The organism is Paraburkholderia sp. RL17-368-BIF-A, assembly GCF_046054045.1.
Classification (GTDB): Bacteria; Pseudomonadota; Gammaproteobacteria; order Burkholderiales; family Burkholderiaceae; genus Paraburkholderia; species Paraburkholderia graminis.
Window position 1 is genome coordinate 337,665 of record NZ_JARESN010000006.1, and the last position, 24,152, is coordinate 361,816.

24 protein-coding genes are annotated in these 24,152 nt (G+C 62.1%); 14 read left to right on the forward strand and 10 right to left on the reverse strand.

Annotated features, from left to right (window positions below; translation table 11 throughout):
* Positions 1–10: 10 nt before the first annotated feature.
* Positions 11–1,078 (reverse strand): ABC transporter substrate-binding protein, encoded by a 1,068-nt coding sequence (locus P0D87_RS13685; RefSeq protein ID WP_053860559.1) that lies wholly within the window; start codon positions 1,076–1,078, stop codon positions 11–13.
* A 277-nt stretch (positions 1,079–1,355) separates the two neighbouring features.
* Here P0D87_RS13685 and P0D87_RS13690 point away from each other — a divergent pair, with 277 nt between their 5' ends.
* Entirely contained in the window at positions 1,356–2,849 is a 1,494-nt protein-coding gene (locus P0D87_RS13690) for an MFS transporter (RefSeq protein ID WP_006050341.1), read from the forward strand.
* Position 2,850: 1 nt separating this feature from the next.
* Here the strand turns inward: P0D87_RS13690 and P0D87_RS13695 are convergent, their stop codons facing one another.
* Positions 2,851–3,066, reverse strand: coding sequence for a hypothetical protein (locus tag P0D87_RS13695; protein WP_006050340.1), 216 nt, complete (start codon positions 3,064–3,066; stop codon positions 2,851–2,853).
* Positions 3,067–3,336: 270 nt separating this feature from the next.
* Between P0D87_RS13695 and P0D87_RS13700 the strand changes: the two genes are divergently transcribed.
* The 5 genes from P0D87_RS13700 (at position 3,337) to P0D87_RS13720 (ending at position 6,594) form a co-directional block, all read left to right on the forward strand.
* Positions 3,337–3,609, forward strand: coding sequence for a hypothetical protein (locus P0D87_RS13700; RefSeq protein ID WP_029968999.1), 273 nt, complete (start codon positions 3,337–3,339; stop codon positions 3,607–3,609).
* Positions 3,610–3,648: 39 nt separating this feature from the next.
* On the forward strand, positions 3,649–3,873 hold the full coding sequence (locus tag P0D87_RS13705; RefSeq protein WP_053860560.1) for a hypothetical protein: 225 nt from the start codon (positions 3,649–3,651) through the stop codon (positions 3,871–3,873).
* A gap of 136 nt (positions 3,874–4,009) precedes the next feature.
* On the forward strand, positions 4,010–5,122 hold the full coding sequence (locus P0D87_RS13710) for a patatin-like phospholipase family protein (protein WP_053860561.1): 1,113 nt from the start codon (positions 4,010–4,012) through the stop codon (positions 5,120–5,122).
* Positions 5,123–5,152: 30 nt separating this feature from the next.
* Positions 5,153–5,893 (forward strand): DUF421 domain-containing protein, encoded by a 741-nt coding sequence (locus tag P0D87_RS13715; RefSeq protein ID WP_053860562.1) that lies wholly within the window; start codon positions 5,153–5,155, stop codon positions 5,891–5,893.
* A complete protein-coding gene (locus tag P0D87_RS13720; RefSeq protein WP_053860563.1) occupies positions 5,893–6,594 on the forward strand; it encodes a DUF421 domain-containing protein in 702 nt (233 codons plus the stop codon). The genes P0D87_RS13715 and P0D87_RS13720 overlap by 1 nt, the downstream gene beginning before the upstream one ends.
* 50 nt (positions 6,595–6,644) lie before the next feature.
* Here P0D87_RS13720 and P0D87_RS13725 read toward each other — a convergent pair whose 3' ends face one another.
* Positions 6,645–7,676 carry an AraC family transcriptional regulator gene (locus P0D87_RS13725; RefSeq protein ID WP_029969005.1) on the reverse strand — a complete coding sequence of 344 codons (1,032 nt, stop codon included), beginning with the start codon at positions 7,674–7,676 and terminating at the stop codon, positions 6,645–6,647.
* A gap of 280 nt (positions 7,677–7,956) precedes the next feature.
* On the opposite strand from P0D87_RS13725, the gene kce reads away from it, so the two are divergent.
* From kce to P0D87_RS13755, 6 genes are all read left to right on the forward strand, one after another.
* Positions 7,957–8,895, forward strand: a complete 939-nt coding sequence (gene kce, locus P0D87_RS13730; protein ID WP_053860564.1) for a 3,5-dioxohexanoate:acetyl-CoA acetone transferase — start codon at positions 7,957–7,959, stop codon at positions 8,893–8,895.
* Positions 8,896–9,030: 135 nt separating this feature from the next.
* The gene (locus P0D87_RS13735) at positions 9,031–10,386 is read left to right on the forward strand and encodes an MFS transporter (RefSeq protein ID WP_053860565.1); all 1,356 of its coding nucleotides are present in this window, start codon (positions 9,031–9,033) and stop codon (positions 10,384–10,386) included.
* Positions 10,387–10,464: 78 nt separating this feature from the next.
* Positions 10,465–11,256, forward strand: coding sequence for an SDR family oxidoreductase (locus P0D87_RS13740; protein WP_006050332.1), 792 nt, complete (start codon positions 10,465–10,467; stop codon positions 11,254–11,256).
* 47 nt (positions 11,257–11,303) lie between these two features.
* Positions 11,304–12,044, forward strand: a complete 741-nt coding sequence (locus tag P0D87_RS13745; RefSeq protein ID WP_029969009.1) for a beta-ketoacyl-ACP reductase — start codon at positions 11,304–11,306, stop codon at positions 12,042–12,044.
* A gap of 65 nt (positions 12,045–12,109) precedes the next feature.
* Positions 12,110–13,825, forward strand: coding sequence for a tannase/feruloyl esterase family alpha/beta hydrolase (locus P0D87_RS13750; protein ID WP_053860566.1), 1,716 nt, complete (start codon positions 12,110–12,112; stop codon positions 13,823–13,825).
* A gap of 215 nt (positions 13,826–14,040) precedes the next feature.
* Positions 14,041–16,311: a beta strand repeat-containing protein gene (locus P0D87_RS13755; protein WP_053860567.1), complete on the forward strand. Its 2,271-nt coding sequence runs from the start codon at positions 14,041–14,043 to the stop codon at positions 16,309–16,311.
* 11 nt (positions 16,312–16,322) lie between these two features.
* On the opposite strand, the gene P0D87_RS13760 is transcribed toward P0D87_RS13755, so the two are convergent.
* The 4 genes from P0D87_RS13760 to P0D87_RS13775 all read right to left on the reverse strand — a co-directional run bounded on the left by P0D87_RS13760 (position 16,323) and on the right by P0D87_RS13775 (position 20,098).
* On the reverse strand, positions 16,323–17,102 hold the full coding sequence (locus P0D87_RS13760; protein WP_006050328.1) for a MipA/OmpV family protein: 780 nt from the start codon (positions 17,100–17,102) through the stop codon (positions 16,323–16,325).
* A complete protein-coding gene (locus P0D87_RS13765; RefSeq protein ID WP_149029257.1) occupies positions 17,099–17,980 on the reverse strand; it encodes an alpha/beta hydrolase in 882 nt (293 codons plus the stop codon). Before P0D87_RS13765 ends, P0D87_RS13760 begins: the two co-directional genes overlap by 4 nt.
* Before the next feature lies 1 nt (position 17,981).
* Positions 17,982–18,782 carry a DUF4118 domain-containing protein gene (locus tag P0D87_RS13770; RefSeq protein ID WP_053860568.1) on the reverse strand — a complete coding sequence of 267 codons (801 nt, stop codon included), beginning with the start codon at positions 18,780–18,782 and terminating at the stop codon, positions 17,982–17,984.
* Between the two features lie 419 nt (positions 18,783–19,201).
* On the reverse strand, positions 19,202–20,098 hold the full coding sequence (locus P0D87_RS13775; RefSeq protein WP_053860569.1) for an NmrA family NAD(P)-binding protein: 897 nt from the start codon (positions 20,096–20,098) through the stop codon (positions 19,202–19,204).
* Positions 20,099–20,278: 180 nt separating this feature from the next.
* Here P0D87_RS13775 and P0D87_RS13780 point away from each other — a divergent pair, with 180 nt between their 5' ends.
* Positions 20,279–21,160: an AraC family transcriptional regulator gene (locus tag P0D87_RS13780; RefSeq protein WP_053860570.1), complete on the forward strand. Its 882-nt coding sequence runs from the start codon at positions 20,279–20,281 to the stop codon at positions 21,158–21,160.
* Positions 21,161–21,190: 30 nt separating this feature from the next.
* Here P0D87_RS13780 and P0D87_RS13785 read toward each other — a convergent pair whose 3' ends face one another.
* From P0D87_RS13785 to P0D87_RS13795, 3 genes are all read right to left on the reverse strand, one after another.
* A complete protein-coding gene (locus P0D87_RS13785; RefSeq protein ID WP_006050322.1) occupies positions 21,191–22,048 on the reverse strand; it encodes an anti-sigma factor family protein in 858 nt (285 codons plus the stop codon).
* Positions 22,045–22,563, reverse strand: a complete 519-nt coding sequence (locus P0D87_RS13790) for a sigma-70 family RNA polymerase sigma factor (protein ID WP_006050321.1) — start codon at positions 22,561–22,563, stop codon at positions 22,045–22,047. The genes P0D87_RS13785 and P0D87_RS13790 overlap by 4 nt, the downstream gene beginning before the upstream one ends.
* 168 nt (positions 22,564–22,731) lie before the next feature.
* Positions 22,732–23,466 carry an anti-sigma factor family protein gene (locus P0D87_RS13795; protein WP_053860571.1) on the reverse strand — a complete coding sequence of 245 codons (735 nt, stop codon included), beginning with the start codon at positions 23,464–23,466 and terminating at the stop codon, positions 22,732–22,734.
* 259 nt (positions 23,467–23,725) lie between these two features.
* Between P0D87_RS13795 and P0D87_RS13800 the strand changes: the two genes are divergently transcribed.
* On the forward strand, positions 23,726–23,992 hold the full coding sequence (locus tag P0D87_RS13800; protein WP_006050319.1) for a DUF4148 domain-containing protein: 267 nt from the start codon (positions 23,726–23,728) through the stop codon (positions 23,990–23,992).
* The last annotated feature ends 160 nt before the right edge of the window (positions 23,993–24,152 follow it).

Genomic DNA, 24,152 nt, shown 5'->3' on the forward strand with positions numbered 1-24,152 from the left:
CGCTCCCGTGTTAGCCGAGCGGCTTGCCGGCGGCGTCGTAGCGTGTCCAGTAATGGTCGAGTTTCTGCGTGCGCAATGCGTTGTCGAGATACTTGGTCTCGAACCAGTTATCGACTTCGACGGGCTGACGGATCAGTTTGAGTTTCAGCGCATCGGCCGCGACGGCCTTGTAGCGCGCGACGATGAACGGGTCGATCAACGGCGAGTTGCGGTCTTTGAGTGTTTGATTCGCGAACTCCGCCTGCCATGACGCATACGGCACGCCGCTCCTGGACCACAGCTTGAAGAGCGCATCGCGGTTCGCTTCATCGGACGACCATTGCGCGCCTTTGACGAGCACGTTGACGACCCGTTGCACGACATCGGGATGCGCGCGATCGAAGTCGTCGAGCACGAGCAGATGCGCCTGACGCGTGAATTGCGGTCCATCGTTCTGCGATTCGTAGACGATCTTCGCGAGGCCTTGATCGCGCAGCTTGTACAGGTGGTAATCGTTGACCGACGCGTCGATCCCCTTGGATGCCAGCGCCGCCAGCGAACTCGCGGAATCGAGATTGATCACGCGAAGATCGCGCTCATCGAGCTGATTGGCGGCGAGCGCATTGTCCGCGACGAGCTGCAGATTGGTGCCGCGAAAGATCGACACGCGCCGGCCTTTGAGGTCTTTGATCGAACGAATGTCCGAATCCGTCGGCACAGCGATCTTGATGCCGACGCGGACGCCCGAGGCGAGGAGCAGGCGCGTCTTCAAACCGTTGGCGCGGCCGAGTACCGAGGGCAAATCGCCCTGATAGGCGAAGTCGAGCGCGTTGTTGGCGATCGCTTCGTTGACGGCGGGGCCGGCTCCCTTGAAGAACAGCCATTCGACCTTGATGCCGTCGGCGGCAAATTCTTTTTCGAGCGACTGCTGCAATTGCACGGTGGCTGCGGGCGATCCACCAAACGTAGGTGGATCGCCATTACCCTGTTGCGCGACGCCGATGCGAATTACCGCCGGCTTGTCGGCATAGGCGTGAACCGCGGCGAGCGACAACGTCGCCACGGCGAAGAAAGATTTCAGCAGACGGAAATAGCGCATGCGGCAATACCGGTCGATGGAAGGGAAAAGAAGTGCGAATGCTCTGGCGGGCAGAGACCTGGCACTACACGTTAGATTCGCGTGCCGTCGAATCCAACCAATCATTGCTGATAAGAAAATCTGCAGTAGTTCGAATCGCGTGACTGAATGCCGGCATGCGGCACGAGCCGCATGCAAGTACGCAATTCCCGATTTGCATAGTTAAATTCGTCGTTTTGCCCGCATGGATTGCATGGCTACCATGCGACGCTTCAGCCATTCATGCGAACGCGAGATCATGTCCACTGTTGCTTTTCCCTCCGCCGAAGCCGATCCGCAAACGTCTGCCGGCAACGCGGCGCGTCCCACCGTCATTCGCAATGCGCAGGACGTGTCACGCATCGTCAGCGCAGGCGCCGCGAAAGGCAGTAATGCGCGGATCGTGATTGCGATTGCATTGGGTGGTGTCTTTCTCGATGCTTACGATCTGACGTCGCTCGCTTACGGGATCAAGGACATCGCGCGCCAGTTTTCGTTGTCGCCGGTTCAGGTGGGATTCGTCTCGTCGGCCATCACCTTTGGCGCGATTCTCGGCGCGCTGTTCGGCGGGTATCTGACCGATCGCATCGGCCGTTATCGCGTGTTCATGGCCGACATGCTGTTCTTCGTGGTCGCGGCGATCGCGGCCGGCCTCGCGCCGAATGCGTGGGTGCTCGGCGGCGCGCGCTTTTTGATGGGCTTCGGCGTGGGGCTCGATTTGCCGGTGGCGATGGCGTTTCTCGCCGAGTTCTCGCGCGTGGCGGGCAAGGGCAACAAGGCGGCGAGCGTCGCTGCGTGGTGCCCCGCATGGTACGCGGCCACGAGCACCTGCTATCTGCTGATTCTCGGGCTGTACGCGATTTTGCCGGAGCATCAACTCGGCTGGCTATGGCGTTTGACGCTCGCATTCGGCGCGGTGCCGGCCATCGCGATCATTCTCGTGCGTAGCCGCTATATCAGCGAGTCGCCTGTTTGGGCCGCGAATCAGGGCGATCTCGAAGAGGCCGCGCGCATCCTGAAGCGCTCTTACGGCATCGACACAGTAGTCGAACGAAGCGCGACGCCGCAGAAGGCGCCGCGCGCGGCATCGTGGCGCAATTACGGGGTTCTGTTCAACGCCACTTACCGTCGCCGGACGATTCTTGCCGCGGTGATCGGCAGTGCTTCGTCATTCGGCTATAACGCGATCATCTTCGGCTTGCCGGTCATTATCACGAGTTTCTTCCAGCAGGGGCCGCTCACGACGATCGTCGCGGCGCTCGCGCTGAATCTCGCATTTGCATTTGTAGGCGGGCTGATCGGCGTGCGCACCGCGCCGACCGTCGGCGCGTGGAAAATGACTGTGCTCGGGCACGCGCTGCAATTCGCGTCGCTGATCGGACTCGCGCTGATCGGCAAACCGGGCAGCGGTGCGCTCGTGGTGGTCGCGATTCTGCTGCTCGGCGGCTATCTGTTCGGACAAGGTTTCGGACCCGGCTCGCATTCGATGACTTATGCGTCGCTGAGCTATCCGACCTCGCTGCGCGGAATCGGCGTCGGTTTTAACCAGACGCTGGTGCGTTCGGCGTCGACGGTCTCGCTGTTTCTATTTCCGGTGCTCGCTGCCGCGTTTGGCACGAAGGTCTTCTGGTTGATCGCCATCGCGCCGCTGACTTCGTTGCTCGTGCTGCTCGCAATCCGCTGGGAGCCGTCGGGCTACGACATCGATGCCGAAGACTACGCGGAGCCGGGCGGTGTCACCGCCGCGCGTTAGGTCATGGGCTGACGATGTCGCGCGACAGCGCAGTCTGCAGGTCCACCAACGGCATGGCAGTCACGGTGACGGCGACCGATTCCGATTCCGGCAGCATGCCTGTAAGTGCCGCAAGTCCGGTTACGCAGATTGCGATGACCGCGCATGCGCCGATCACGACGATGCCGTTTTTATAGGCCGCGTTCGCTCGGAATGAGTTTGCAAAGAGCCGCATCATGACTGTCTCCTGGTGATGCGGCTAGCATTTGCAACTACTGTGCCGACAGTGATGCGCTTATGCTCACCGCCCGCCGAGCCAGAGTGGGCGGGCATTCCATGGGAAGGGCGGGAGCGTAACGGCAAATCGATGTTGGGTCTGCCCAGACAGCCCGCATCGTTTTACTCGTCCGATACCAACACTCATCAGGTCCCGCTTTCCATTCCGGCGCCGCGTCGCGGCGCGCGTCGGTTGCGCTAGACTGGCGCGAATAAACGGAAGGGGGCCTGGATGATACGCAAGACGCTCAATGCCTCGCAGCTTCAGCAGGAGGTAAGCCGGCGAATCCATCGGTTGCAGGAAATCGTCGAGGACGGCGTGAAGATTCGCGTGCCGCGGCCGCAATTGCAGGACCCCGACAAGACGGGCTGCAACTGGAACATGACTCACTTCGGCAATGCGGTCGGGTTCGAGCGCGACGTGGAAGCGGTCCTCAAGGCGGTGCGTGCGGAATACAATCTCAGTACTGAGGCGAAAAGCAGCGGCAATCCGTTTGAGGACTAAGCGCTTGCCTCGAACAGAAAAAGTACCGACGACCGACACATGGACCTTTGGATTCAACCTTGCGCGCAATGCGCGGAACTGTATGGCAAACCGGCGGCCGAGCCTCCGCACTCGGACCTGACGCTCAACGGCGTCGGTTCAGTGGAAGAGGCGCGCCGCGAAGAGCACTACACGTGCAGCCGATGTCGCGCGGTCTTTGCGCGAATTCTTGCGGGGCCGGAGGCCCGGCAAATCTGGATGGTGCTGAACGCGGGTCAGCACTGAACGGCGCTTACCTCGATCTTGCGCGCGCGGTACTTTTGTGGCCGCAGTCCGGCGAGAGCAGCAGGAACGCGCGTTGCGGCGCTGCATGCTTTCTTTATCCTGATCCGCTTTGCGTGCGGAGAAGACGAGGAGCCGCATGCCGCCATCGACGATTGCACATAAAAAGCCTGCTCACCGGATTGCACTTGCATTGCAAGGCGGCGGCGCATTTGGCGCATTCCAGGCCGGCGTGCTCGAAGCGTTGCACGACGCGGGTGTCGAAATCGACGCCTGCAGCGGGTCGTCGATTGGCGCCATCAATGCGGCGCTGTATTTCGGCAACGAGCCGTCGCGCAGGATAGAGCGGCTCAAAACCTTCTGGAATAGCGTGTCGGTGCCCGGCTCCGCGCTGCGCGAGCACGCGTTGCAACTATGGCCGCCGCGCGGCGCGCTCGAACATCGAACGGTGAGACGCATGCTCGCCGAAGCCGACCAAACGTACGCGCTGCAATTCGGGTTGCCGGGGTTCTTCGTGCGGCGCGTGGATATTCCGTGGGTCGCAGGCACAGGCAATCCGGGCGATGCGAGCGTATTCGACACACGACCACTCGTCCGCACGCTGTCGAACCTATGCGACTTCGAACTGCTCAATCGCAGCCCCGTCCAGGTCAGTGTGGTGGCTGCGAACGTGGCGACGGGCGCGGCGCGCTACTTCGTCAATCACGACGATGGACTCGATGGCGCCATGATCATGGCGTCGGGCGCGCTGCCGCCGTGGTTTCCAGCCGTCGAAATAGACGGCGCCTGGTACTGGGATGGTTCGCTCGTGACCGGCGCGCCCGTGCGCCATCTGCTGGCGAGCGCACCGCCTGGTGTGAGCACCACCATTTTGCGCGCCGACTTATGGAGTTGCGACGGCCCGCTTGCGGACAATCTCGTCGACGTGGACATTCGCCTCAAGAACATTCAGCACGCAAGCAGAGCGGCGTTCTTCAACGAAACGCGTGAGGAATCACAGCGTTTAAAGTCTTTGCTTGCGTACGCGCTCGAGTGCATCGACGGCGAAAAGCGGCAGAGCGACCCGCAACTGATCAATGCAGCGACGCTTGCGCAGCCGGACAATGTACGCATCGTGCCGGTGGATTACCAGCGCTCGCAATGTGAAGCGCATTTCAAGGACTCGCAGTTCGGCAAGACCGCCATCGACGAGCACTGGAACAATGGGCGACGAGTGGCCGAAGCGGCGCTCTCGCAGATGGAAAGTGCCTGAATTGCCTAGCGCGGTCTTCAGGCATGCGCCATGCGCTACGTGTCCAACCAGGCCACTGCTGCGCATACCGTCGTGGAAAACCATCCCTTCAGCCTCACGGATTGGCACCGCTTCCTTTTCGGGAATACGTCATCGCTGTTCCTGCTTGAAGTACTGCTGCGAACCGGCGTGACCTATGTACTGCTCGTCATCGCAATGCGTCTGCTCGGGCGCCGCGTGGCGGCTCAATACACGTTGTTCGAGATTTCGATTGTGGTCACACTCGCGGCGGCCATCGGCGTGCCGTTGCAGGCGTCGAACCGGGGGATGCTGCCGCCGCTGGTGATTGCACTCGTCGCAATCGTATTGCAGCGTCTCATTGCGCGGCTCGGCACCACACACCGGCGGCTGGAAACACTTATTTCAACCGACGTCACGCTGCTCGTCAGCGAAGGCCGGCTCGAAATGGACGAGTTGGCGCGTGCCGCGATGCCGCGCGAAAAAGTATTCGAAGCAATGCGGATCAAGGGCTGGCAACACCTTGGACAGATTAGCCGGCTCTATATGGAGCCCTCCGGTTCTTTCTCGTTCATTCCCGCCAGACCGTCGAAGCCGGGCCTTTCCGTGCTGCCGGCAATCGACAAGGAACTGCAGGAAGAAGGCCACTTGCCAGGCTGGTCGGCATGTCGTCATTGCGGCAACACGATTGAAAAGGAACACACAGACAATTTGCGATGCGAGAACTGCGGCTCGACTGAATGGACATGTGCAGTCAGGGAAGTGGAGGTCTGATGCAGTTCGTTCAGCGAATCCTGATCGGCGACGGACCCTGGGCGTTCTTATTGGAAGTGGTGGTCCGCGCAGCGCTTGTCTATGTGCTGCTGTTAGTGGCAATGCGCATGATGGGTAAGCGTGTTGCTGCGCAGTTGAGCATTACTGAACTCGCGGTGATTCTCATGCTGGGCGCTGCGATTGGCGTTCCGATTCAGGTTTCTTCGCAAGGCATTTTGCCGGCGGCTATCGTGCTATTTACCGTCGTCGCGCTTCAGCGCATGAGTTCGAGAGCCGGCCAGCGGTGGCGCAAATTTCAGGTAGCGCAGGAAGGCGACGTGACCATGCTCGTAAAGGACGGCAGAATTCTTCTCGACGAACTCAAGACCAGCGAGGTGTCCCGCGAAATGCTCGCGTCAGAACTTCGTGCTGCAAACGTCGCTCATCTGGGACAGTTACGCCGCGTTTATCTGGAGTCGTCCGGTTCGATTAGCCTCGTGTGGAGAAAGCAAGAACGCCCCGGCTTGACGGTTCGGCCGGACATGGAGTGCTCGCTTCTCGATGCGATCGGCGCGGACGGCTACTTTGCATGCTGGAGTTGCGGCGCGACCGTCGATACCGAGAACCGGCCGACCGAGCCGTGTTCCGCGTGTCGTTCGATGCGATGGGAATCGGCGGTGCAATTGCCGCAGAAGCCGAAAGTCGAAGAGAAGACAGAATGAAACCTTTGAAAAGAACTACAAAGCCACTATAAAAACAGCCATAAAGCGACTCATGACTCGTCGCGAATCTCGCCAGGTCCCTTGCCGGTCCAGCGCTTTAATGCTCTGCGGAAGTTAGCCGTGTCGCTAAAGCCGACCAGCATCGCGACGTCGTCGGTGCTGAGCTTGGTCGTTTTAAGGTACTCGGTGGCGAGCGAGCAGCGGACGTCATCGACAATTGCGACGAACGACGTGCCTTCCGATTCGAGCCGGCGCCTCAACGTTCGGCTCGTCATCTTGAGTGCTTCGGCCACGGTTTCCATGCTGGGAAATACACCGGGCTTGCGCATTAAAAGCTGATACACCTCGCCGGATGCACCCGATGAAGTTTTCGCTTGCCCGATCAGTCTGTCGCAGGTCTCCTGCAAGAGTGCTGCCGAATGACGATGTGCAAGGTGCGGCTTAACTTCGAGTATGGCGCTGTCGTAGATCAACTGGCATTCGTCGGCGTCGAACTCGCACGGGCAACCCAGGTACTCGCGGTATATCGCGGCATGCTCCGGCGCGGGATAAGAGAAGCGCGCAAGTACCGGCGGGCAGCTTCTTCCCGCAACGTCCTGAAGATGCGTGACGTGCTGCGTGTACTGCTGTTCGAGAAGAAACTGCTGGACGTCGTGCGGCAAATTCGAAGAAAAGGCGTCGGGAAAAGTCCACACCGAAGTATCGGGATTTTCGGTCCACTCGATCGTGATAGTCGGCGTGGCGAGCCGATGGTATTTGACGCCGAGCCGGAAGTAGTCGCGCAACGAAAGGCACGACATCAGCGCATAGCCGTACATGCCATAGGCGGCGAGATGAAGACGTGCTCCCGTTTTGAAAGGAGTACTTGGATCGGATGAAAGACTGACGGCGTTTCTGCATACCATCGCGTATTGCCGCACCGAGGTCATGACCGACGCGTCATAGATCTGGTCAGGCTCGACGCCGCTTCCCTTGAGGCTCTGTTCGGGGGCAATGCCTTGCTCCGCGAGTACTTCCACCAGCGCCGCGATCTTGTACGGCGCGTAGATGCGCTCGTTCAACAGCGGAAATTTCGCCGACACCGTGCCTCCCGTGGATGTCCTCGTGGGACATCAGCTTGTCCGAAATTGACCTTACATACTGAATCGTATCTCACTACTATCAATGGGACAAGAGACGGGTCCGCATTGCAGTTGTGCGACTCGCAAACCTGTTGGAGACAAGCATGCAAATCCACCATCCCCGTGATCTCGCGCCTTTGGCGCTCGTGGCAATCGGCCTGACGCGCGTCATTGCGTCAGAGGCCGCATTCGCCCCGGCTTCCGAGCACTCTGCATCAGCCGCAACACGATAGGTATTGAAATGGGAAATTCGACCAGTAAAGTCATCATTACGTGCGCAGTGACAGGCTCGGCGCATGTGCCGTCGATGTCGGAATATCTGCCGCTCACGCCCGATGACATCAAGACTCAAGCACTCGAGGCCGCCGAGGCCGGCGCGGCGATTCTTCATCTGCATGCACGCAATCCGCAAGACGGCCGGCCAACGCCTGCGCCCGAAGTGTTCCGCCAGTTCGTGCCCGCGATTGCCGCGCAGACCGACGCGGTCATCAACATCTCCACTGGCGGCAGCACGCGCATGACGCTCGACGAGCGTTTGGCCTACGCACGCGTCGCCAAACCCGAGATGTGCTCGCTGAACATGGGCTCGATGAACTTCTCGCTGCATCCGGTCGCGGCCCGAATCTCTTCCTGGCGATTCGATTGGGAGAAGGAATACGTCGAAGGCATGGAGGACATGATCTTCCGGAACACGTTCCGCGATATCAGGAACATCCTCACCGAGTTTCATGACTACGGCACGCGCTTCGAATTCGAGTGCTACGACGTCGGGCATTTGTATAACCTCGCGTACTTCATCGACATCGGACTGATCAAGCCGCCGTTTTTTATTCAGTCCGTATTCGGCATTCTCGGCGGCATCGGCCCTGATCCGGAGAACCTTGCATTGATGCGTTCGACCGCCGACCGTCTATTCGGACGTGAGAACTATCAGTTCTCTATTCTTGGCGCCGGCCGTCATCAAATGTCGCTCGTGACAATGGGCGCGATCATGGGCGGCAACGTTCGCGTCGGTCTCGAAGACAGCGTCTACTTGTCGCGTGGCGTGAAAGCGCGATCGAATGCCGAGCAAGTCCGCAAGATTCGCCGAATCCTCGAAGAGCTTTCTTTCGAAATCGCGACGCCGGCCGATGCCCGCGCCATGCTCGGATTGAAAGGGCGCGAAAGCGTCTCGCTTTAAACATTGAGCATTGAGCAGATGGCATTGCGCGCAAAAGGCTCGCAAGCCGAAGTACTTTTTATCCTGCCGCGCCGGTTGGCAATCGCCCGGCGCGCAACACAAGAAAAAACAGGCAGGACAATTTCCGGAGACATCATGACTGCAGCTACTGTTGACCCCCGCCTCGGCGACACGCACTGGCGAGCGACTCGCAAGGCGATGGCGAGGCTCCTTCCGTTAATGTGCGCGATCTACTTCATGTCGTTTATCGACCGCACGAATGTTGCGCTGGCCAAGAGCGCACTCGCGGCCGATCTCGGCATTAGTGCGGCGGCCTACGGGCTGGGTGCCGGCATCTTCTTTATCGGTTATGCGCTTCTCGAAGTGCCCAGTAATCTGGCGGCGCACCGCGTCGGTCCGCGGGCCTGGATTGCGCGTATCGCCGTCACTTGGGGAGCGTTATCCACGGCGATGATGTTTGTGCAAGGCGAACTGTCCTTCTACGTTCTGCGGGTATTGCTCGGGGTCGCGGAAGCAGGGCTTTTTCCGGCCTTGATGTACATGGTGACGCTGTGGTTCGCGCCTAAAGACCGCGCCGTCGCCGTGGGCTGGATTTATACCGCTCCTTCCATTGCGCTCATTATCGGCAATCCGCTTGGTGCGGGGCTGATGCAACTGGGCGGAATCGGCGGTCTGCACGGATGGCAGTGGATGTTCCTGCTGGAAGGTCTGCCCACCATCGTGGTCGGCATCATCCTCTTTTTCAAGCTGCCGAACCGGCCCAGCGAGGTGAAGTGGCTAACGCCAGAGGAAGCACAGGCGCTCGAGGATAACGCGGTCATCGACACGCACGGTCACGCCGAACTCACGTCGGCGCACTGGATCGCCGCACTGAAACGTCCGACCACGGTACTCATTGCACTGATTTACTTTCTGAATCAGGTAGCGTTCGTGGGCCTGTACTTTTTCACTCCGTCGATTGTCGGACAGATGCATGTTAAGTCGCCGCTTCTCGTCGGCTTACTGTCGAGTAGTGTCGGCATTGGCTTTCTGCTTGGCGTGCTCACGCTGCCGCGCATTCACCGCCGGATAAGCAATGACTGCGGCTTCCTGGGTGTGCTGACTGCGGGCGTGGTTATCACCGCTTGCGCGTTTATCGCGACGAAAAATCAGGCGGCACAAATCACGCTGCTTGGCATCACCGGCTTTTTCGCGGGCGGCATTCTGCCTTCGTATTGGGCCGTGGCGATGAAGCGATTGCAAGGCGTGCAGGCTGCGGCCGGACTTGCTTTCATCAATACGATCGGCTTGTTGGGCGGCTTTGTCGGACCTTATCTTTTCGGGCTCGCCGAAACGATAACCGGCAGAAGCGACTCGGGCTTTAACGTCGTGGTGGTCGCATCGGTGCTCGGCCTGTGTCTCGTGCCGCTTCTTGCGAAAGCCATCAAGGCCGCGGATCGTCCGATCCCGGCGACGGCCAAGGGCGCGCAACTCAACACATCCAAAAGCTGAATGCCGGCATCGCCATGAAAGCGTATAAGCCCGGAAACGGCTTTATTCCCCATTCGGTTTTATTTGTTGGTGCGACACATGAATACTTTCGAGCTTCTCAAACCGAGGCCCGGTCTGCGCGTACTTATCTCCGGCGCAGCCGCGGGAATTGGAGCAGCCATTGCCGATGCATTTGTTCAAGCAGACGCACAGGTCTATATCTGTGATGTCGATGCGTCGGCGGTTGAAAAGGCCAAAGAGAGGAACCCAAAGCTCTACACCGGCGTCGCGGATGTGGCAAATCGCGAGCAGGTCGACCAGATTATCGACGACGCGCGCGCGAGGCTCGGCGGGCTCGACGTTCTGATCAACAATGCGGGCATCGCGGGTCCGACGGGCGACGTCGAATCCATTCAACCGCACGACTGGGAACGAACCATTTCGACGAATCTCAACAGCCAGTACTACTTCCTGCATAAGGCCGTACCGCTGCTGAAAGAGACATCGGATTGCCCGGCGATCATTGCAATGTCGTCGGTGGCGGGACGGCTCGGGTATGCGTTTCGCACGCCATACGCCGCGACCAAATGGGCGATTGTCGGACTGGTGAAGTCGCTGGCAATCGAGCTTGGGCCCGAGAACATTCGCGTGAACGCCATTCTGCCCGGCGTCGTGCAAGGCGAGCGAATGGACAGGGTGATCGCGGCGCGAGCCGAGTCGACGGGCGTGTCGTTCGACGAAATGAAAGAGCAGTACCTGAAAAAGATCTCACTGCGCCGGATGGTGACCGTCGACGACATTGCCGCGATGGCGCTATTCCTCGCATCGCCGGCGGGCTACAACATCACCGGGCAAGCCATCAGCGTGGATGGCAACGTCGAATATCTTTGACGGCATACCGACATCAAAACAACTCACTACCCAGGGACGCAGATCCAATGAGACTCAACGGCAAGGTTGCAATCGTCACAGGCGCGGGCCAGGGAATCGGCGCGGCGACGGCACTCAAATTCGCACGCGAAGGCGCGAGCGTCGCGGTATGCGACGTGAATGCCAATGCGGTGACATCGGTGGTCGGCGCGTGCCGTGAGGCGGGCGCGCAAGCGGTGGGCTTCACCGTCAACGTGGCCGATCGTGAGGCCGTTCAGGATATGGCGGCCAGCGTGCAGGAGCGCTTCAAGCGCATCGACGTGCTGGTGAACAACGCAGGCATTACGCGTGATGCGCGCCTGCAAAACATGACGGCCGAGCAATTCGAAGACGTCATGGATGTCAATCTGCGCGGCGTTTTTCACGCCACTCAAGCCGTGCTCGACTGCATGATCGGCCAGCAGGCCGGCGTGATTCTCAATGCGAGTTCGGTCGTCGGAATCTACGGCAATTACGGGCAGACGAACTACGCGGCGTCCAAGTTCGGCGTTATCGGATTCACGAAGACATGGAGCCGTGAACTCGGCCCTAAAGGCATCCGCGTGAATGCTGTCGCGCCGGGCTTTATCGACACGCCGATTCTGGCGACCGTACCCGGCGAAGTACTCGAGAAGATGAGAAACCAGGTTCCATTGCGGCGCCTGGGCAAGCCCGAAGAAATCGCGAACATCTACGCCTTTCTCGCGAGCGACGAAGCGAGTTATATCAACGGCGCTGTTATCGAAGCGTCTGGCGGCATGACGCTGTAGCGGCACAACGTGCAAGCAGCGCGCGGCATTTGCGTTGCGAAAAAGTCGGTCATAACGGAGACATCATGATTCGAGTTCACCTTCGCAATTTGAAAGTCGCGCGCGCCGTCGCGCTCCCTGCCGCGCTTTTGATTACATCGGCGATTCCCGCATCCGGCATAGCTGCGACTCTGCCCGCCGGCCACGTGGCCGCTTGCGAGCGGCTGCAAGGCTTTATCGTGCCGGCTTCGGAAATAGGCTTGCCGACCTCGGGAGCGGCCGTCACCGCCGTAAAGCCAGTCGCAGCGAGCGGAAGCGGAGCAACCGCGCTACCGGAATACTGCGAGGTCACCGGCAAGATCTCGCCACTCGACCGATCCGCGCCCGACATTCAATTCAAGGTCGCGTTGCCCGCACAATGGAACGACAAAGTCGTGATGTTCGGCGGCGGTGGTTTTGACGGCACGATTCCGAATGTGGCCGGCAACGTGCCCAATGGCCCGGTCGACCAACCCGTACCGCTTGGCCGCGGCTATGCGACCTTCGCAAGCGACTCGGGCCATCAGGCGAACGCGCTCGCCTCGCAGGACGGACGTTTTGGCCTGAACGACGAAGCGGTTAGAAATTTCGGCGGCGACGCGTTAAAGAAAACGCACGACGCAGCGCTTGCGATCATCAAGGCCCGCTATGCGCATTTGCCACGCAAGGCCTATTTCGCAGGCGGCTCCACGGGCGGGCGTGAAGCCGTCACGGCAATCCAGCGCTGGCCGTCGGATTGGGACGGTGCAATCGCATGGTATCCGGCATGGGACGACGCAGCGGCGCTACTCGGCGGTCAACGCATGAACCGCGCGCTGGCGAAACCGGGCGCTTATCTTTCCGTCGGCAAACGGCAGGCACTGTACGACGCGGCGATTAAGGCATGCGACGCGCTCGACGGCGTGGCAGACGGCCTGATCAGCGATCAGCAGCAATGCAACGCGCGATTTGATCCGTCTATTGCGACGCTCAACGGTGCTCCGTTGCGCTGCGCAAAGGGCGCGGACACCGGCGACAATTGCCTGTCGGACGCACAAATCGAAGCGTTGAAAACAATCAATACGTCCACCCACTTTCGCTTCCGGCTCGCGAGCGGCGAGACTCAATATCCTGGCTACAACGTATGGGGCGCCGACCTCGGCATCGTCACGCGCAGTTCTCCGGTCGAGCCTGTGGTCACGTTCCTCGCATTCGGCACCTCACAGCCGGCCAATCCGATGCCTTTGACGGCACCGTATATCAGCGTGCTGACCGATCAGTGGATCAAGTACTCCGTGACGCGCGACCCGAGCTTCAATTCGCTATCGCTCGATCCGGAGCAGCCGGGCGTATGGGCGAACCGTATCAGCGAACTCAGTTCGCAACTCGACGCAAGCACCGATATTGCTGCGTTCAAGGAACGTGGCGGGAAGCTGCTGCTCGTTCATGGATTATCCGATGTACTGGTCAGCACGCGTGCAACGGAGCAATATTATCGGCGGCTGCAAGCGCAATTCGGCGTTCGCCAGGTCGAGTCGTTCGTGCGCTTCTATGAGATTCCCGGAATGGGCCATGCGGCAAGCAGTACTTTTAACGCCACCTGGGATTCGCTGTCGGCGCTTCAGCAATGGGTCGAAAGAGGCAAGGCTCCGGTCGAGCAAGTGACTACCGACACCGCCGGCGTTCCCGGTCGCACGCGGCCGCTATGCGATTATCCGAAATGGCCGCGTTATCAGGGCGGCGACGTGAATCAGGCTGCTTCATTCGAGTGTGTCGTGCAGTGAGCGAACGAACCGTGCAGGGGCCGCGGTGCGTGTGCACGCGGTCGACGGATTCGGAGTCGGCACAAAACGCAGGCATCAAGGCACAAAACGCTGAGAGTTCCTGTTAGTTAAGAGCACAATTTATGGCCTATGCTGCATTGGCCACGCCCTGAAAACAGAGGCAAAGGCCCCGGCAGAGTGGCATGCCATTCCGCTTGTATAAAAGAGGGGAAAGTATGTCACGCGATATGTTCTCCATGCGCCCGCCGCGCGCCTCGGGCAACCTGCCCGCCGTCCCTGTCTCTATCTCACTGTCTGTCTTCGCGTTGTCCATCGGCATGTCGTGCGCGGCCCCGGTGCTTGCGCAAGGCACCTTGCCGCAAGGCGGAGCCTATGTGAGCGGCAGCGGTTCGATTGCCAGCGCCGGCAATACGCTGACCGTCACGCAACCGGGTTCGACGCGCGGCGTCGTCAACTGGAACAGCTTTTCGATCGGCGGCAACAACACGGTCGTCTTCAACAACGGTTCCGGTGCGACGCTAAACCGTGTGACGGGCGGCTCGCCATCGTCGATTCTCGGCAAGCTCAACGCGACCGGTAGCGTCTATCTGATCAATCCGCAAGGCGTCGTGGTCGGGCCGCAAGGCGTGGTCACGACGGGCGGCCGCTTTGTTGCTTCGACACTCGACACCGACAACGCGTCGTTCATGACCGGCGGAGCGCTGACGTTCTCCGGCCAGTCGGATCAGCGTGTGGTCAACCTCGGCCACATCGGCTCGACGAACGGCGATGTGCTGCTCATCGCCGCGAAGGAAGTCGACAACTACGGCACGATCAGCGCGCCGCAAGGCACGGCTGAAATCGCTGTGGGCAGCAAGGTGCTGCTGCAGGACTCGTCGAGCGGGCAGCAGATGTTCGTGCAGACCGCAAGCGGCGGCGCGATCGTCAATACCGGCGCAATCGAAGCCGCGCAGGTGAACCTGCAAGCCGTGGACGGCAACATCTATGCGCTCGCCGGCCGCAACGATGCGGTGCGCGCAACCGGCACCGCGACGCGTGACGGCCATGTCTGGCTGGTGGCGGGCACGGCGGGCCAGGTGATTCTCGCGGGCAACGTCGGCGCGCAGCGCGCCGATGGAACCGGCGGCATCGTCGATACCACGACGGGACTGCTGACCTTCTGGGGCGATCTCACGAAAGTCACCGCAGGGCAATGGAACGTTACGCTGCCCGCATACACGTTCGATGACGGCGCGTCGCGCGCCTTTGCCCGCAGCCTCAGCGCGGGCACGTCGATCAACATGACGACGACAGGCGCGGCGGGCCAGAGCGGCGATATCGACGTCGCGCAGAGCATTCAATGGACCGGCGGCGCATCGCTCGCGCTCAACGCGGCGCATAGTGTTTCGGTCGCCTCGGGCGCGACGCTCGGCAACCAGGGCGGCGGCGCGCTGACGCTGCGCGCGGACGCGGGCGGCATCGACAACGGCGGCAGCGTCGCCAATAACGGCACGATCGACTGGTCTTCGAGTACCGGCACCGTCAGCGCGCTTTACGACATGACCGGCAGCTATACGCCCGGCGTCGTGCTGAGCAATAGCGCCTGGCGCGCGCCCGAGTACAGCGGCCTGCTCACGCAGGCCACCGGCTATAAGCTCGTGAATTCGGCGCAGGATCTGCAGAACATAGCCAACGACATGGCCGGCAACTACGCGCTAGGCAAGGACATCGACGCAAACGGCTATGCGTTCAAGACGTTGGGCTTTACCGACCATACGTCGTTTTCCGGGCAGTTCGACGGCATGTGGCACACGGTGTTGAACATCTCGCCGGACTCCGATGCGGTGTTCAGCGATATCGCCGCAAACGCCGTGGTGCGCGACGTGAACATCAACGCGAACTCGCATATCTACGCGCCGTCGTTCAGGTCCATCGGGATTCTGGCCGGCAGTAACCACGGCCTGATCGTCAATACGTTCACCTCCGGCGGAATCTCGGCGCCGACCAATGGTGCAGGCGCGTCGATCGGCGGACTGGTCGGCGATAACTTGGGAACCATCGCGCGTTCGGGCAGCAGTGCCGATGTCGTCGCCGATTCGGGTGGCGGCGGCCTCGTGTTCAACAACACAGGAACCATCACTCAGTCGTATGCGACCGGGAATGTGTCGGCCAACGAGTCGCGCGGCTCGTCCGGTGGACTCGTGAATATCAACAGCGGCACGGTCACGGAGTCGTTCGCAACCGGCAAGGTCTCCGCGTACAGCTTGCGCCAGGTAGGCGGCGTCTGCGCGTATTGCTCGGGGCTTGGCAGCAACGTCTACTGGAATGCGGAGACGACGGGCGTGGCGACGAGCGGCGGCAATCTGCCGCCGTCGAACGGATTGACGACTGCGCAGATGAGCGATCCCGCGAGCTTCGCCGGTTGGGACTTCAGCAGCAACGGGGCGTGGACGATGCCTGCGGGCGCGACGCATCCTGTGCTGCGCTGGCAGGTCGAACAACACTAGCGAACGGTGCGCTAGAACCGATACAACACCGAAGCCATGCCGTTCAGATCGAGACGCCGCTCGGTGATCGGGCTGCCGGCGGCCGACTTTTGCAGACGCCCGACGACAGCCGCGACGTTCGCCGACCAGTGCGCGTCGAATTTATAAAGCGCGTTGACGTTGAAGTGCACGTCGCGCAAGCCCGAATGCGTCGCATATTGAGGCAGGCCCGACGCGGCGCTTTCCTGCGCATTCACGCCGAAGAAGGTCTGCGTGTATGTCGCGTTCGCCCATGTCACGCCAGGCCCTGCGGACAGCAGCAATTTGCCGAGCGGCGCGGATACGAAGAGGTCCGCCATCGCGGTCAGGCCTTGCCCGGTTCCGGCGATGTCCCTGTAGACCGCCGCCGAGCCCGTGAAAGCCCACCACGTATAGTCTGCAAAAAGCCGCAGCTTCGGTCCGACGTGCACATCGGGCAAGCCTTTGAGCCGCGCATCGTCGGAGCTCTTTCGCGACTGGAAATCGAAACTCAGCGAGGCCCCGGCATGATAGTTCTCGCCGGCGAGCGCATTGACGCCCAGCACATCCGGACCTTGGGAGAACACACGGTCCTTCCATGAAATGTCCTGAACGGGAAACGGCAGCACCTGGATCTGCGATGAGCCTGGGTACTTTGGAAACACATACAAGCCGGGCCCGACCGATATTTTCCAGTCGCTTGCTGCTTGCTGTTCGTCGGCGTGAGCCGCGCCGGCACATGCTGCCACAGCGAAGCCGCACACTGCCGCCTTGAGCACGAATGTGCGCTTCATGCTTTCCTCGCCACAGTCGCGAGTTGCCGCAGGCGGCGTGCGAGCGCGCGAGAAACCACGGGTGCCGGGTTATGGCTCGACACGGTGGCGGCCACGCTTTCGCGCAGGAAGAGGGCGCATTCGCGCGCCACGACTTCGCGTTCGTTGTCGGACGTGATCATGTGATAGGAGTCGTCGAGCCAGATGGTTCGCAAGAATGACGCGCCGATGGTGGTCCCGACGAATCGCGCGTTATGCGGGCTCGAGGTTTCGTCGTCGATGGCGTGAATAATCAGGCAATCGGTGCCGATGCCCTTGAGCTTCTTCTTTACCGAGCCCGCCAGGCGGCCGGCCTCGTGCAGCGCCGGCAAGCCGATGAACGCCGGTCCGACTTCGCTGATGTCGTTCTTCTGCATCGCGCGCGCGATCTTCGAGCGCAACGCCTCGTTGCGCAGCCCGTAGGGTTCCTGCTCGCGATAGCGATAACGCGAGCGCAGCGGCGTGTAATACACGTAGTCGAGCAAAAAGCGATACCAGGGAATCGCCCAGCCGTCGTAATTGAGCGTGATCGACAGCAGCAGCAACGCGCGGGCGGCGGGCCGCTCGTGCGCAACCGCGGCCGCGAGCGTCGCGCCCATCGAAAGACCGCAGATCGAGACGTGCCGATGCCGTGCGGCGAGCCTGTCGAACTCGGCGACGGCTGCGCTGATCCATTGCTCCATCGGCTGATGTCCGGTGCCTGCGCTGTAGCCGGGCAATTCCGGCGTATGCGTGGCAAAGCCTTCGTCGGCAAGCAGCCGGGCGAGAAAGCGCAATTCGAGCGGCGAGCTCGACAGACCATGCAGCAGCAGGACCGCGTGATCGCCGCCGTCGATGCCTGAAAATGGCGTGGCGTTCATGTCAGTCATCCGCGCGCAAAACCAGGAATTCACCGGACGACGTGGTGAAGCGATCGCACACGCATTCGACCGGCCGCCAGTCGTCGCGGGCGCCGGAGAGAAAACGCATACGGTGATGGCCCGGCGTCAGATGGACGCGCACGTGCGCGAGATCCTCCTCGTGCACTTGCGCATGCTTCGCGCAATAGGCGATGCCCGCGTGCAACGATGCGTCGTCGACGAGGGCATTGGATGTTGCCGTGGCGGCCGCGGCCACGAAGCTGCCAGGCGGCAAGCTGTTGGCCGGATCGAGCGCCTTGATGAGAATCAGCGAGCGGTTGTACTGCGCGATATGACGCAGCATGCGATGCATTTCATCGGTAGCCCGGCGGGCAAGCAGCCGCTCGTTGTCGTGGCGCAGCAGCATTTCGTAGCGCGACTGCGCGACGGCCGCAAGCAGTTCGGCGCGATACTGCGCGCGCCGCAAACGTTCAACGAGGCTGATGATGAGAATCGTGAGCAGAGGATATGAGATCAGCAGATGCAGGTCCGACGCGTCGATCACGTCGATGTGGCCATACGGCGGCACGAAAAGATAATCGGCAAGGCAAAGCCCGAGCAGCATCACGCATAACGCGGGCGCGAGGCCGCAGTAGTACTCGACGAGCACTGCGGCGATCAGAAAAGCAGTGCCGGGCATGAACGGCCCGAGCAGCGGATGCAGGATCGCTCTGATGATCGCGGCGGCACCGAGTGCCGCGGCTGCGGCGATCCACCTGTTCCGGCCCCGCGGCGCCCACCGTCTTGAATTTATGACTTCCATGCACCCGACGCAAACTTAAGAACCTTTCACCTCGTTAACGGCAATAGGGGAGAAAGATTTAGCCGATAAGTCGTTCGGTGAACCAAACTTGAGCGCGGCGGCCGAACGAGCCGCCAAAGTTTAATCCAGTGCCGATGGTTGCGCGAGTTTTAAGACGTGGGGCGTGGTGTCGCGGCGCGATGCAATGCGCAAGCGCCCGCGCGGTGCGGACAGTCGTTCGCGGGCTGAGGTCATTGCTTCGGCGCTAAAACAAGCCGAAGTCGTCGTTGCTATCGGGAATCGCGGCAAGGAGATCGCGAACCGCGCGCCAGCCGATCAGCCCCGCCAGCGCCAACGCGACGGCGAGCAGGCGGCTCGTATTCACGCGTCGCTTGCTCGTTGCATGCCGTAGAACACAGGTCGACATATCGATCCTCCCGTCAGGCGCTAAGCGCTGCGCCGCGCGGCACGATTGCCGCTAACGCCTGCGTCAGCGTCGTCGGACCGAAACGCCGTTCGCCGACGCCGTCTTGCACGTCGATGCGGCCGGCGTTATGCGCGTCGTAGAGATCGACGATCAGCCGCGCGTGTCCGTCGCCGAGACCGGCTCCGGCGAGCATCGCGGCCCATTGCTCGCGCGGCACCGCGTGGGCGGTGACTGTGCGGCCGGCGAGATCGGCAATCGTGCGCGCGACGTCGATCACGCTCACCCGCTGTTCGCTTTCGATGCTCACCACGCGCGGCGAATGCCGTGGCGGCTTGCCGTCCATCAGCAGTTGAGCCGCCAGCGCGCCGACATCCTGAGCGGCCACGGTAGGAAAGCGCTTGTCCAGCGGATGATGCAGGCTCGGCAGCACGCCCTTCGCCAGTGCGACCGGCAGCACGCGCGCCCAGTTGTGCATATGTTCGGCGGCGCGCAGAAACGTCAGGCGAGTGTCGAGCGTGCCGAGCCGCGTCTCCAGGTAGTGGAACAGCGTGGTGATGCCCGTCCCGCTCGCGTGCTCGGCGCCGTAATCCGAAAGCGCGAGCACATGTTGCGGCGGATTCACGCGCAACGCGTCGACACTCGCGTCGATCATGCGGCGCATCGCGCTCGCCGGGTCGTCGTGATCGCGCGGCACCGGACACAGCATCTGCACCGCGTGCGCGCCGTCGATGGCGCGAGCCACGGACGCAGGATCGTGCAGATCGGCGATCGCCACCTCACAACCCAGCTCGATGAGCGGCGCGGCCTGCGCGGCGTTGCGGACCACGGCACGCACGTCGCAGCCCGCGCGCCGCAACGCGGCCGCGCTTGCGTTGCCCACCTTGCCGCCTGCTCCAAAAATCACGAACACGTGAGGCTCCTTATTGGATCGTCATGGCCCGATCATAAGGACAGGTGCCGCAAAAAACGCGCATGCGCGGATGCAAATGAACAGATTCGGATGGTCGTTTGACGATGGCCGCCCATCGAGCGAAGCCGCGAAAAACCCGGCACAATGCCCGCAGATCGACTGCCATCCGCGAGACAAACGATGAACGCCGTCATACCTGTCCCGACTCAGATTCCGCCCGCGCACAGCGGCTCGCGCATCGCGCTGCGCTCGAGCAAAACGCTCGGCTGGCAAGGCTTCGGCGCGGAGCTGGTCAACGTGTCGGCGGGCTTGCACCGGATACCGGCGCTCAAGCATCATCGGGTCGGCGTGCATGTGGGCGGGCCGGTCAGAGCGCATTGTCTTTGCAACGAGAAGCCGCACTCGCGCATTCAGGCGCACGGCGACGCCGACGTGATTCCCGCGGGACTCGACGGCCAATGGAGCGACGAATCGGCCTGCACGGTTTTCAGCGTCTGGATCGGCGAGGAATTCGCGCGCAAGACAGCGGAGCAACTGGCAGTCAAGGCAAGCGACGCGCAGATTCGCCCGCAATTCCAGATGCGCGATGCGCGCTTCCAGCATCTCGCGTGGGCGTTGCGCGCCGAACTGGAAGCCGACGACGCGTCCGATCCGCTATACGCCGAAAGCCTGTGCACGGCGATGGTGGTGCGGCTGATCGGCGGGGCGCCGTCGCTCGACGGCAAGGAGCGCACGCTCGCTCCGAGAACGGCGGCGCGCGTGACGGACTTCATCGAAGCGCATCTCGACCGCCGTCTCACGCTGAGCGAACTCGCGGCGCAGGCGGATCTGAGCGTGCCGCATTTCAAGGTGCTGTTTCGCGCGACGCTCGGCGTGCCGGTGCATCAGTACGTGGTGCAGCGGCGCGTCGAACGCGCGCGAACGATGCTGCTGCAAGGCCGGCTCTCCGCGAGCCAGATTGCACTGGAGGCCGGCTTCTCGCACCAGAGCCACATGGCGCACTGGATCGGGCGGCTGCTCGGCGTGACGCCGCGCGAACTGGTGAAGTCGGCCGCGCGCTGACGTGCGCGGTGGTTCACCAGCGCAGGCGCATCAATCCGTCTGCGTCGCGCCGGTCAATTGCGCGTACACGTCATGCGAAAGCTGCAGCAACTGCTTGCGGTCGATGCCGCCTGACACCGCATAGCCGAAATCGCCGTCGACCCAGTAGAACACGTTGACGGGTCCGTCCTGGTACAGCTTGAACGCCGTGGTGTTCGCATTCACCTGGCGGCGCGAGATGCACAGCGTCACCCGTTCGCCCTTCGGTCCGCGATACATGAACTGGGCCATCTGGCCGTCCGGGCCGGGCAGCAGGCGCCCGCCGGAGAGCGAGAAGCCTTGCTTCGCGAGCATCGGCGGATGGACGTTGGTGCCGAGACGGTTCGCGAGCCACTGCACGAAATCCTGCTCGTGATCGGCGCTCATGTCGGTAGGGCGGTCGACCTCCGGCATATACACGACGTGCGCAACCGCAGCCTGGCGGGCGAACACCTCGGCTCGGTCCGCGCTCACCGGGCGCGTATTGGAAGAACCCGTCGACGAACCCACGGAGAAGCCCGCCACCGACTGCATCGCGTCCTGCCCCATATGCGTGCCGACGCCGATGCCGACGCCCATCACCAGCGCCGCCGCCATCCCCGCGAATTGCGGCCAGTTGGCGGCGATGCGCGAGCGGCGCGAATGCGGCGGCGCGGCCGGCTGCAAGCGCTTCGGCACGGGTTCGTTCAACACGCGGTCGTAGCGATCGTGGAACAGGCTGTTCAGCGAAAAATAATCGCTGATGCGCGCGGCCAGTTCGGGATTCTGTTCGAGCGCGCGCTCGACGTCGGCGCGCCGTTCGTCGGACAGCGTGCCGTCCACGTAAGCATGCAGCTCTTCTTCAGTGATCGGGGTATGTTGGTCGCTCATCGCACCACCTGTAATTTCGCACCGGGCTGGCTGCCCGCCATCAATGCCCGAAGCCGTTCGCGTCCGCGCGAAAGCCGCGACATGACGGTGCCGATGGGCACGTTCAGCGCGAGCGCGACGTCGGCGTAGCTCATTTCCTCGAGGCCGACGAGCAGCACCACTTCGCGCTGGTCGACCGGCAGACGCTGCAACGCGTAGTCCAGATCGCGCATTTCCAGCGAGCGCGTCTGCGGCGCCGGCACGGCGAACTCGGCTTCGTGGACGCTTTCGTCGTCGACCGCCACATGGACCGCGCGCGACGATGCCTTGCGCGCCTGATTGGCGAACACGTTGTGCATGATCGTGAAGAGCCATGCACGCAGGTCGGTGCCGGGCTGGAACATGCCGGTGCGGCCGAGCGCGCGTTCCAGCGTGTCCTGCACCAGATCGTCCGCGAGGTCGCGATTGTTGATCAGCGCCCGCGCGTAGCGCCGCAGGCGCGGCACGTGTTCCATCAACTCGTCACGGACATCCATTCTTGATCCCGGTCATGGGGCCTCTCGTGGGCAGGAAGCGCGGCGCTGCGTCGGAGCGTCGCTCGTGTTGTAGGGCGGTTGTAGGGCGGTTGTAGGGCGAACACGCGTGAGCGGATTCTATTCCCGTCGATGCGGCGAGTCATCGCGCGTGTACGACTGCGTGGGCGTTCATGGCATCGTCATGACGTCGGCGGCGCGCATCAGGCCGTGCGTACGCGCGTCGCCCGCGACCACGAAGCGTTGCCGCTGCGCGGTCCACGTCAAGAGACGCACATCGCCGATGCGGCGCGCGGACCACTGCGGCTGCGCAGGCGCGAGCAGGGCGAGCGTCGACAGCAGGATCACCGGCTGGTTGTCGCCGTTTAGGTAGACGAATGCGGTGGCGCGCTGCAACAGGCCGAGCGACAGCACGCGCTCATCGACAAGCCGCAGCCCGATCGCCTCGAGGTCGGGCGCGGACGGCTCCCGGCGAGTCGGCGATGCCGCCGGATAAGGAGCGGCCACCGTTTCCGCCAGCGCCATCACGGCGGCATTGTTGAGCGCCTGCTGCGTCACCTGAGTCGCCGCAAACCAGCCGCTCACCGCCGCACACGCGATGACAATAGCAATCAGCGCCCGGATTGCCCTGCGCACACGCGGCCTGACGGCAGCGTTGCGCCAGCGGCTCGCCGCGCCGCGCCGGGCTTTGAACGCCGTGGACGCGGGTTCGTCGGCGGTCTGAAACGAACGCTGAATCTGCTCGTTAAGCGAGCCGTAAAAGGCGACGCGGCGGGCTTCCGCCGGATCGCGGCCCAGATAGTCGCGCAGGAACGCGGCGCGCGCCGGCGACAGCGTGCCGTCGGCGTAGGCTTGAACGTCGGCTTCGGAAAGCGGTGAATCGGCGGGGGCGTCGGTCGGTTTCATGATGCAAGTTCTCCGGCCGGGGTTCGGCTGTTGAGGTGCAAACACGGTTGTACGCCGGTTTATTCCGCTCGCGCGGCGTCTTTCAGAAGTTCTTTTACCGCGTGAGCAAGGCGTCGTCCAGACCCGGGCAAACCGGTTCGCGGCGCGCTTTATTCCGTCGCGCGGAAATGTTTTTTACTTGCGCCGCGCCCAGGAATAAAAGCCGGCAAAGCGTGGTTCTCCCTGATGCAAACCCGCACACAACTCACCGGAGTTCATCATGAAGAAGATCGCTTTTGCCGCATTGTCCGTCGTCGTCCTCGCCGCATCGTCGAATGTTTTCGCGGAAGGAAAAACGCGCGCCCAAGTCTACCAGGAACTGATCGAGGCACAACAGAACGGCCTCGACTACGTGACCGACGCATCGTACCCGGATGTCAGCCCCGTGTTCGCGCATCAGGTCGAGCAGCACAAGCTGGCGCTCGCCGCCGAAGCGGCGGCAAGCCGCATGGCAAGCGAAAGCGCGTCGACGGACAGCATGAATTGAACCGCGCCGCGCGCCGAGGAGCGGCGCGGCTCGTGAACAAACGCCTGGCTACGCGCGCACGTGTTCGCCGCGCGGGTCGTACGGCGCCTTCAGGTGAAGCGTGGCCGGCAGCGATTCGCCGGCCACGTCGATTGCGTAGGCGCCGCTTGTCAGATACGCG

Bases quoted from the DNA above. Each gene is read 5' to 3' on its own strand.
- kce (WP_053860564.1), top strand. From the start codon at position 7,957: ATGGGAAATTCGACCAGTAAAGTCATCATTACGTGCGCAGTGACAGGC.
- P0D87_RS13765 (WP_149029257.1), bottom strand. From the start codon at position 17,980: ATGAACGCCACGCCATTTTCAGGCATCGACGGCGGCGATCACGCGGTC.
- P0D87_RS13770 (WP_053860568.1), bottom strand. From the start codon at position 18,782: ATGGAAGTCATAAATTCAAGACGGTGGGCGCCGCGGGGCCGGAACAGG.
- P0D87_RS13760 (WP_006050328.1), bottom strand. From the start codon at position 17,102: ATGAAGCGCACATTCGTGCTCAAGGCGGCAGTGTGCGGCTTCGCTGTG.
- P0D87_RS13750 (WP_053860566.1), top strand. From the start codon at position 12,110: ATGATTCGAGTTCACCTTCGCAATTTGAAAGTCGCGCGCGCCGTCGCG.
- P0D87_RS13755 (WP_053860567.1), top strand. From the start codon at position 14,041: ATGTCACGCGATATGTTCTCCATGCGCCCGCCGCGCGCCTCGGGCAAC.
- P0D87_RS13735 (WP_053860565.1), top strand. From the start codon at position 9,031: ATGACTGCAGCTACTGTTGACCCCCGCCTCGGCGACACGCACTGGCGA.
- P0D87_RS13715 (WP_053860562.1), top strand. From the start codon at position 5,153: ATGCGCTACGTGTCCAACCAGGCCACTGCTGCGCATACCGTCGTGGAA.
- P0D87_RS13800 (WP_006050319.1), top strand. From the start codon at position 23,726: ATGAAGAAGATCGCTTTTGCCGCATTGTCCGTCGTCGTCCTCGCCGCA.
- P0D87_RS13780 (WP_053860570.1), top strand. From the start codon at position 20,279: ATGAACGCCGTCATACCTGTCCCGACTCAGATTCCGCCCGCGCACAGC.
- P0D87_RS13690 (WP_006050341.1), top strand. From the start codon at position 1,356: ATGTCCACTGTTGCTTTTCCCTCCGCCGAAGCCGATCCGCAAACGTCT.
- P0D87_RS13700 (WP_029968999.1), top strand. From the start codon at position 3,337: ATGATACGCAAGACGCTCAATGCCTCGCAGCTTCAGCAGGAGGTAAGC.
- P0D87_RS13685 (WP_053860559.1), bottom strand. From the start codon at position 1,078: ATGCGCTATTTCCGTCTGCTGAAATCTTTCTTCGCCGTGGCGACGTTG.
- P0D87_RS13745 (WP_029969009.1), top strand. From the start codon at position 11,304: ATGAGACTCAACGGCAAGGTTGCAATCGTCACAGGCGCGGGCCAGGGA.
- P0D87_RS13790 (WP_006050321.1), bottom strand. From the start codon at position 22,563: ATGGATGTCCGTGACGAGTTGATGGAACACGTGCCGCGCCTGCGGCGC.
- P0D87_RS13710 (WP_053860561.1), top strand. From the start codon at position 4,010: ATGCCGCCATCGACGATTGCACATAAAAAGCCTGCTCACCGGATTGCA.
- P0D87_RS13695 (WP_006050340.1), bottom strand. From the start codon at position 3,066: ATGATGCGGCTCTTTGCAAACTCATTCCGAGCGAACGCGGCCTATAAA.
- P0D87_RS13795 (WP_053860571.1), bottom strand. From the start codon at position 23,466: ATGAAACCGACCGACGCCCCCGCCGATTCACCGCTTTCCGAAGCCGAC.
- P0D87_RS13785 (WP_006050322.1), bottom strand. From the start codon at position 22,048: ATGAGCGACCAACATACCCCGATCACTGAAGAAGAGCTGCATGCTTAC.
- P0D87_RS13705 (WP_053860560.1), top strand. From the start codon at position 3,649: ATGGACCTTTGGATTCAACCTTGCGCGCAATGCGCGGAACTGTATGGC.
- P0D87_RS13720 (WP_053860563.1), top strand. From the start codon at position 5,893: ATGCAGTTCGTTCAGCGAATCCTGATCGGCGACGGACCCTGGGCGTTC.
- P0D87_RS13740 (WP_006050332.1), top strand. From the start codon at position 10,465: ATGAATACTTTCGAGCTTCTCAAACCGAGGCCCGGTCTGCGCGTACTT.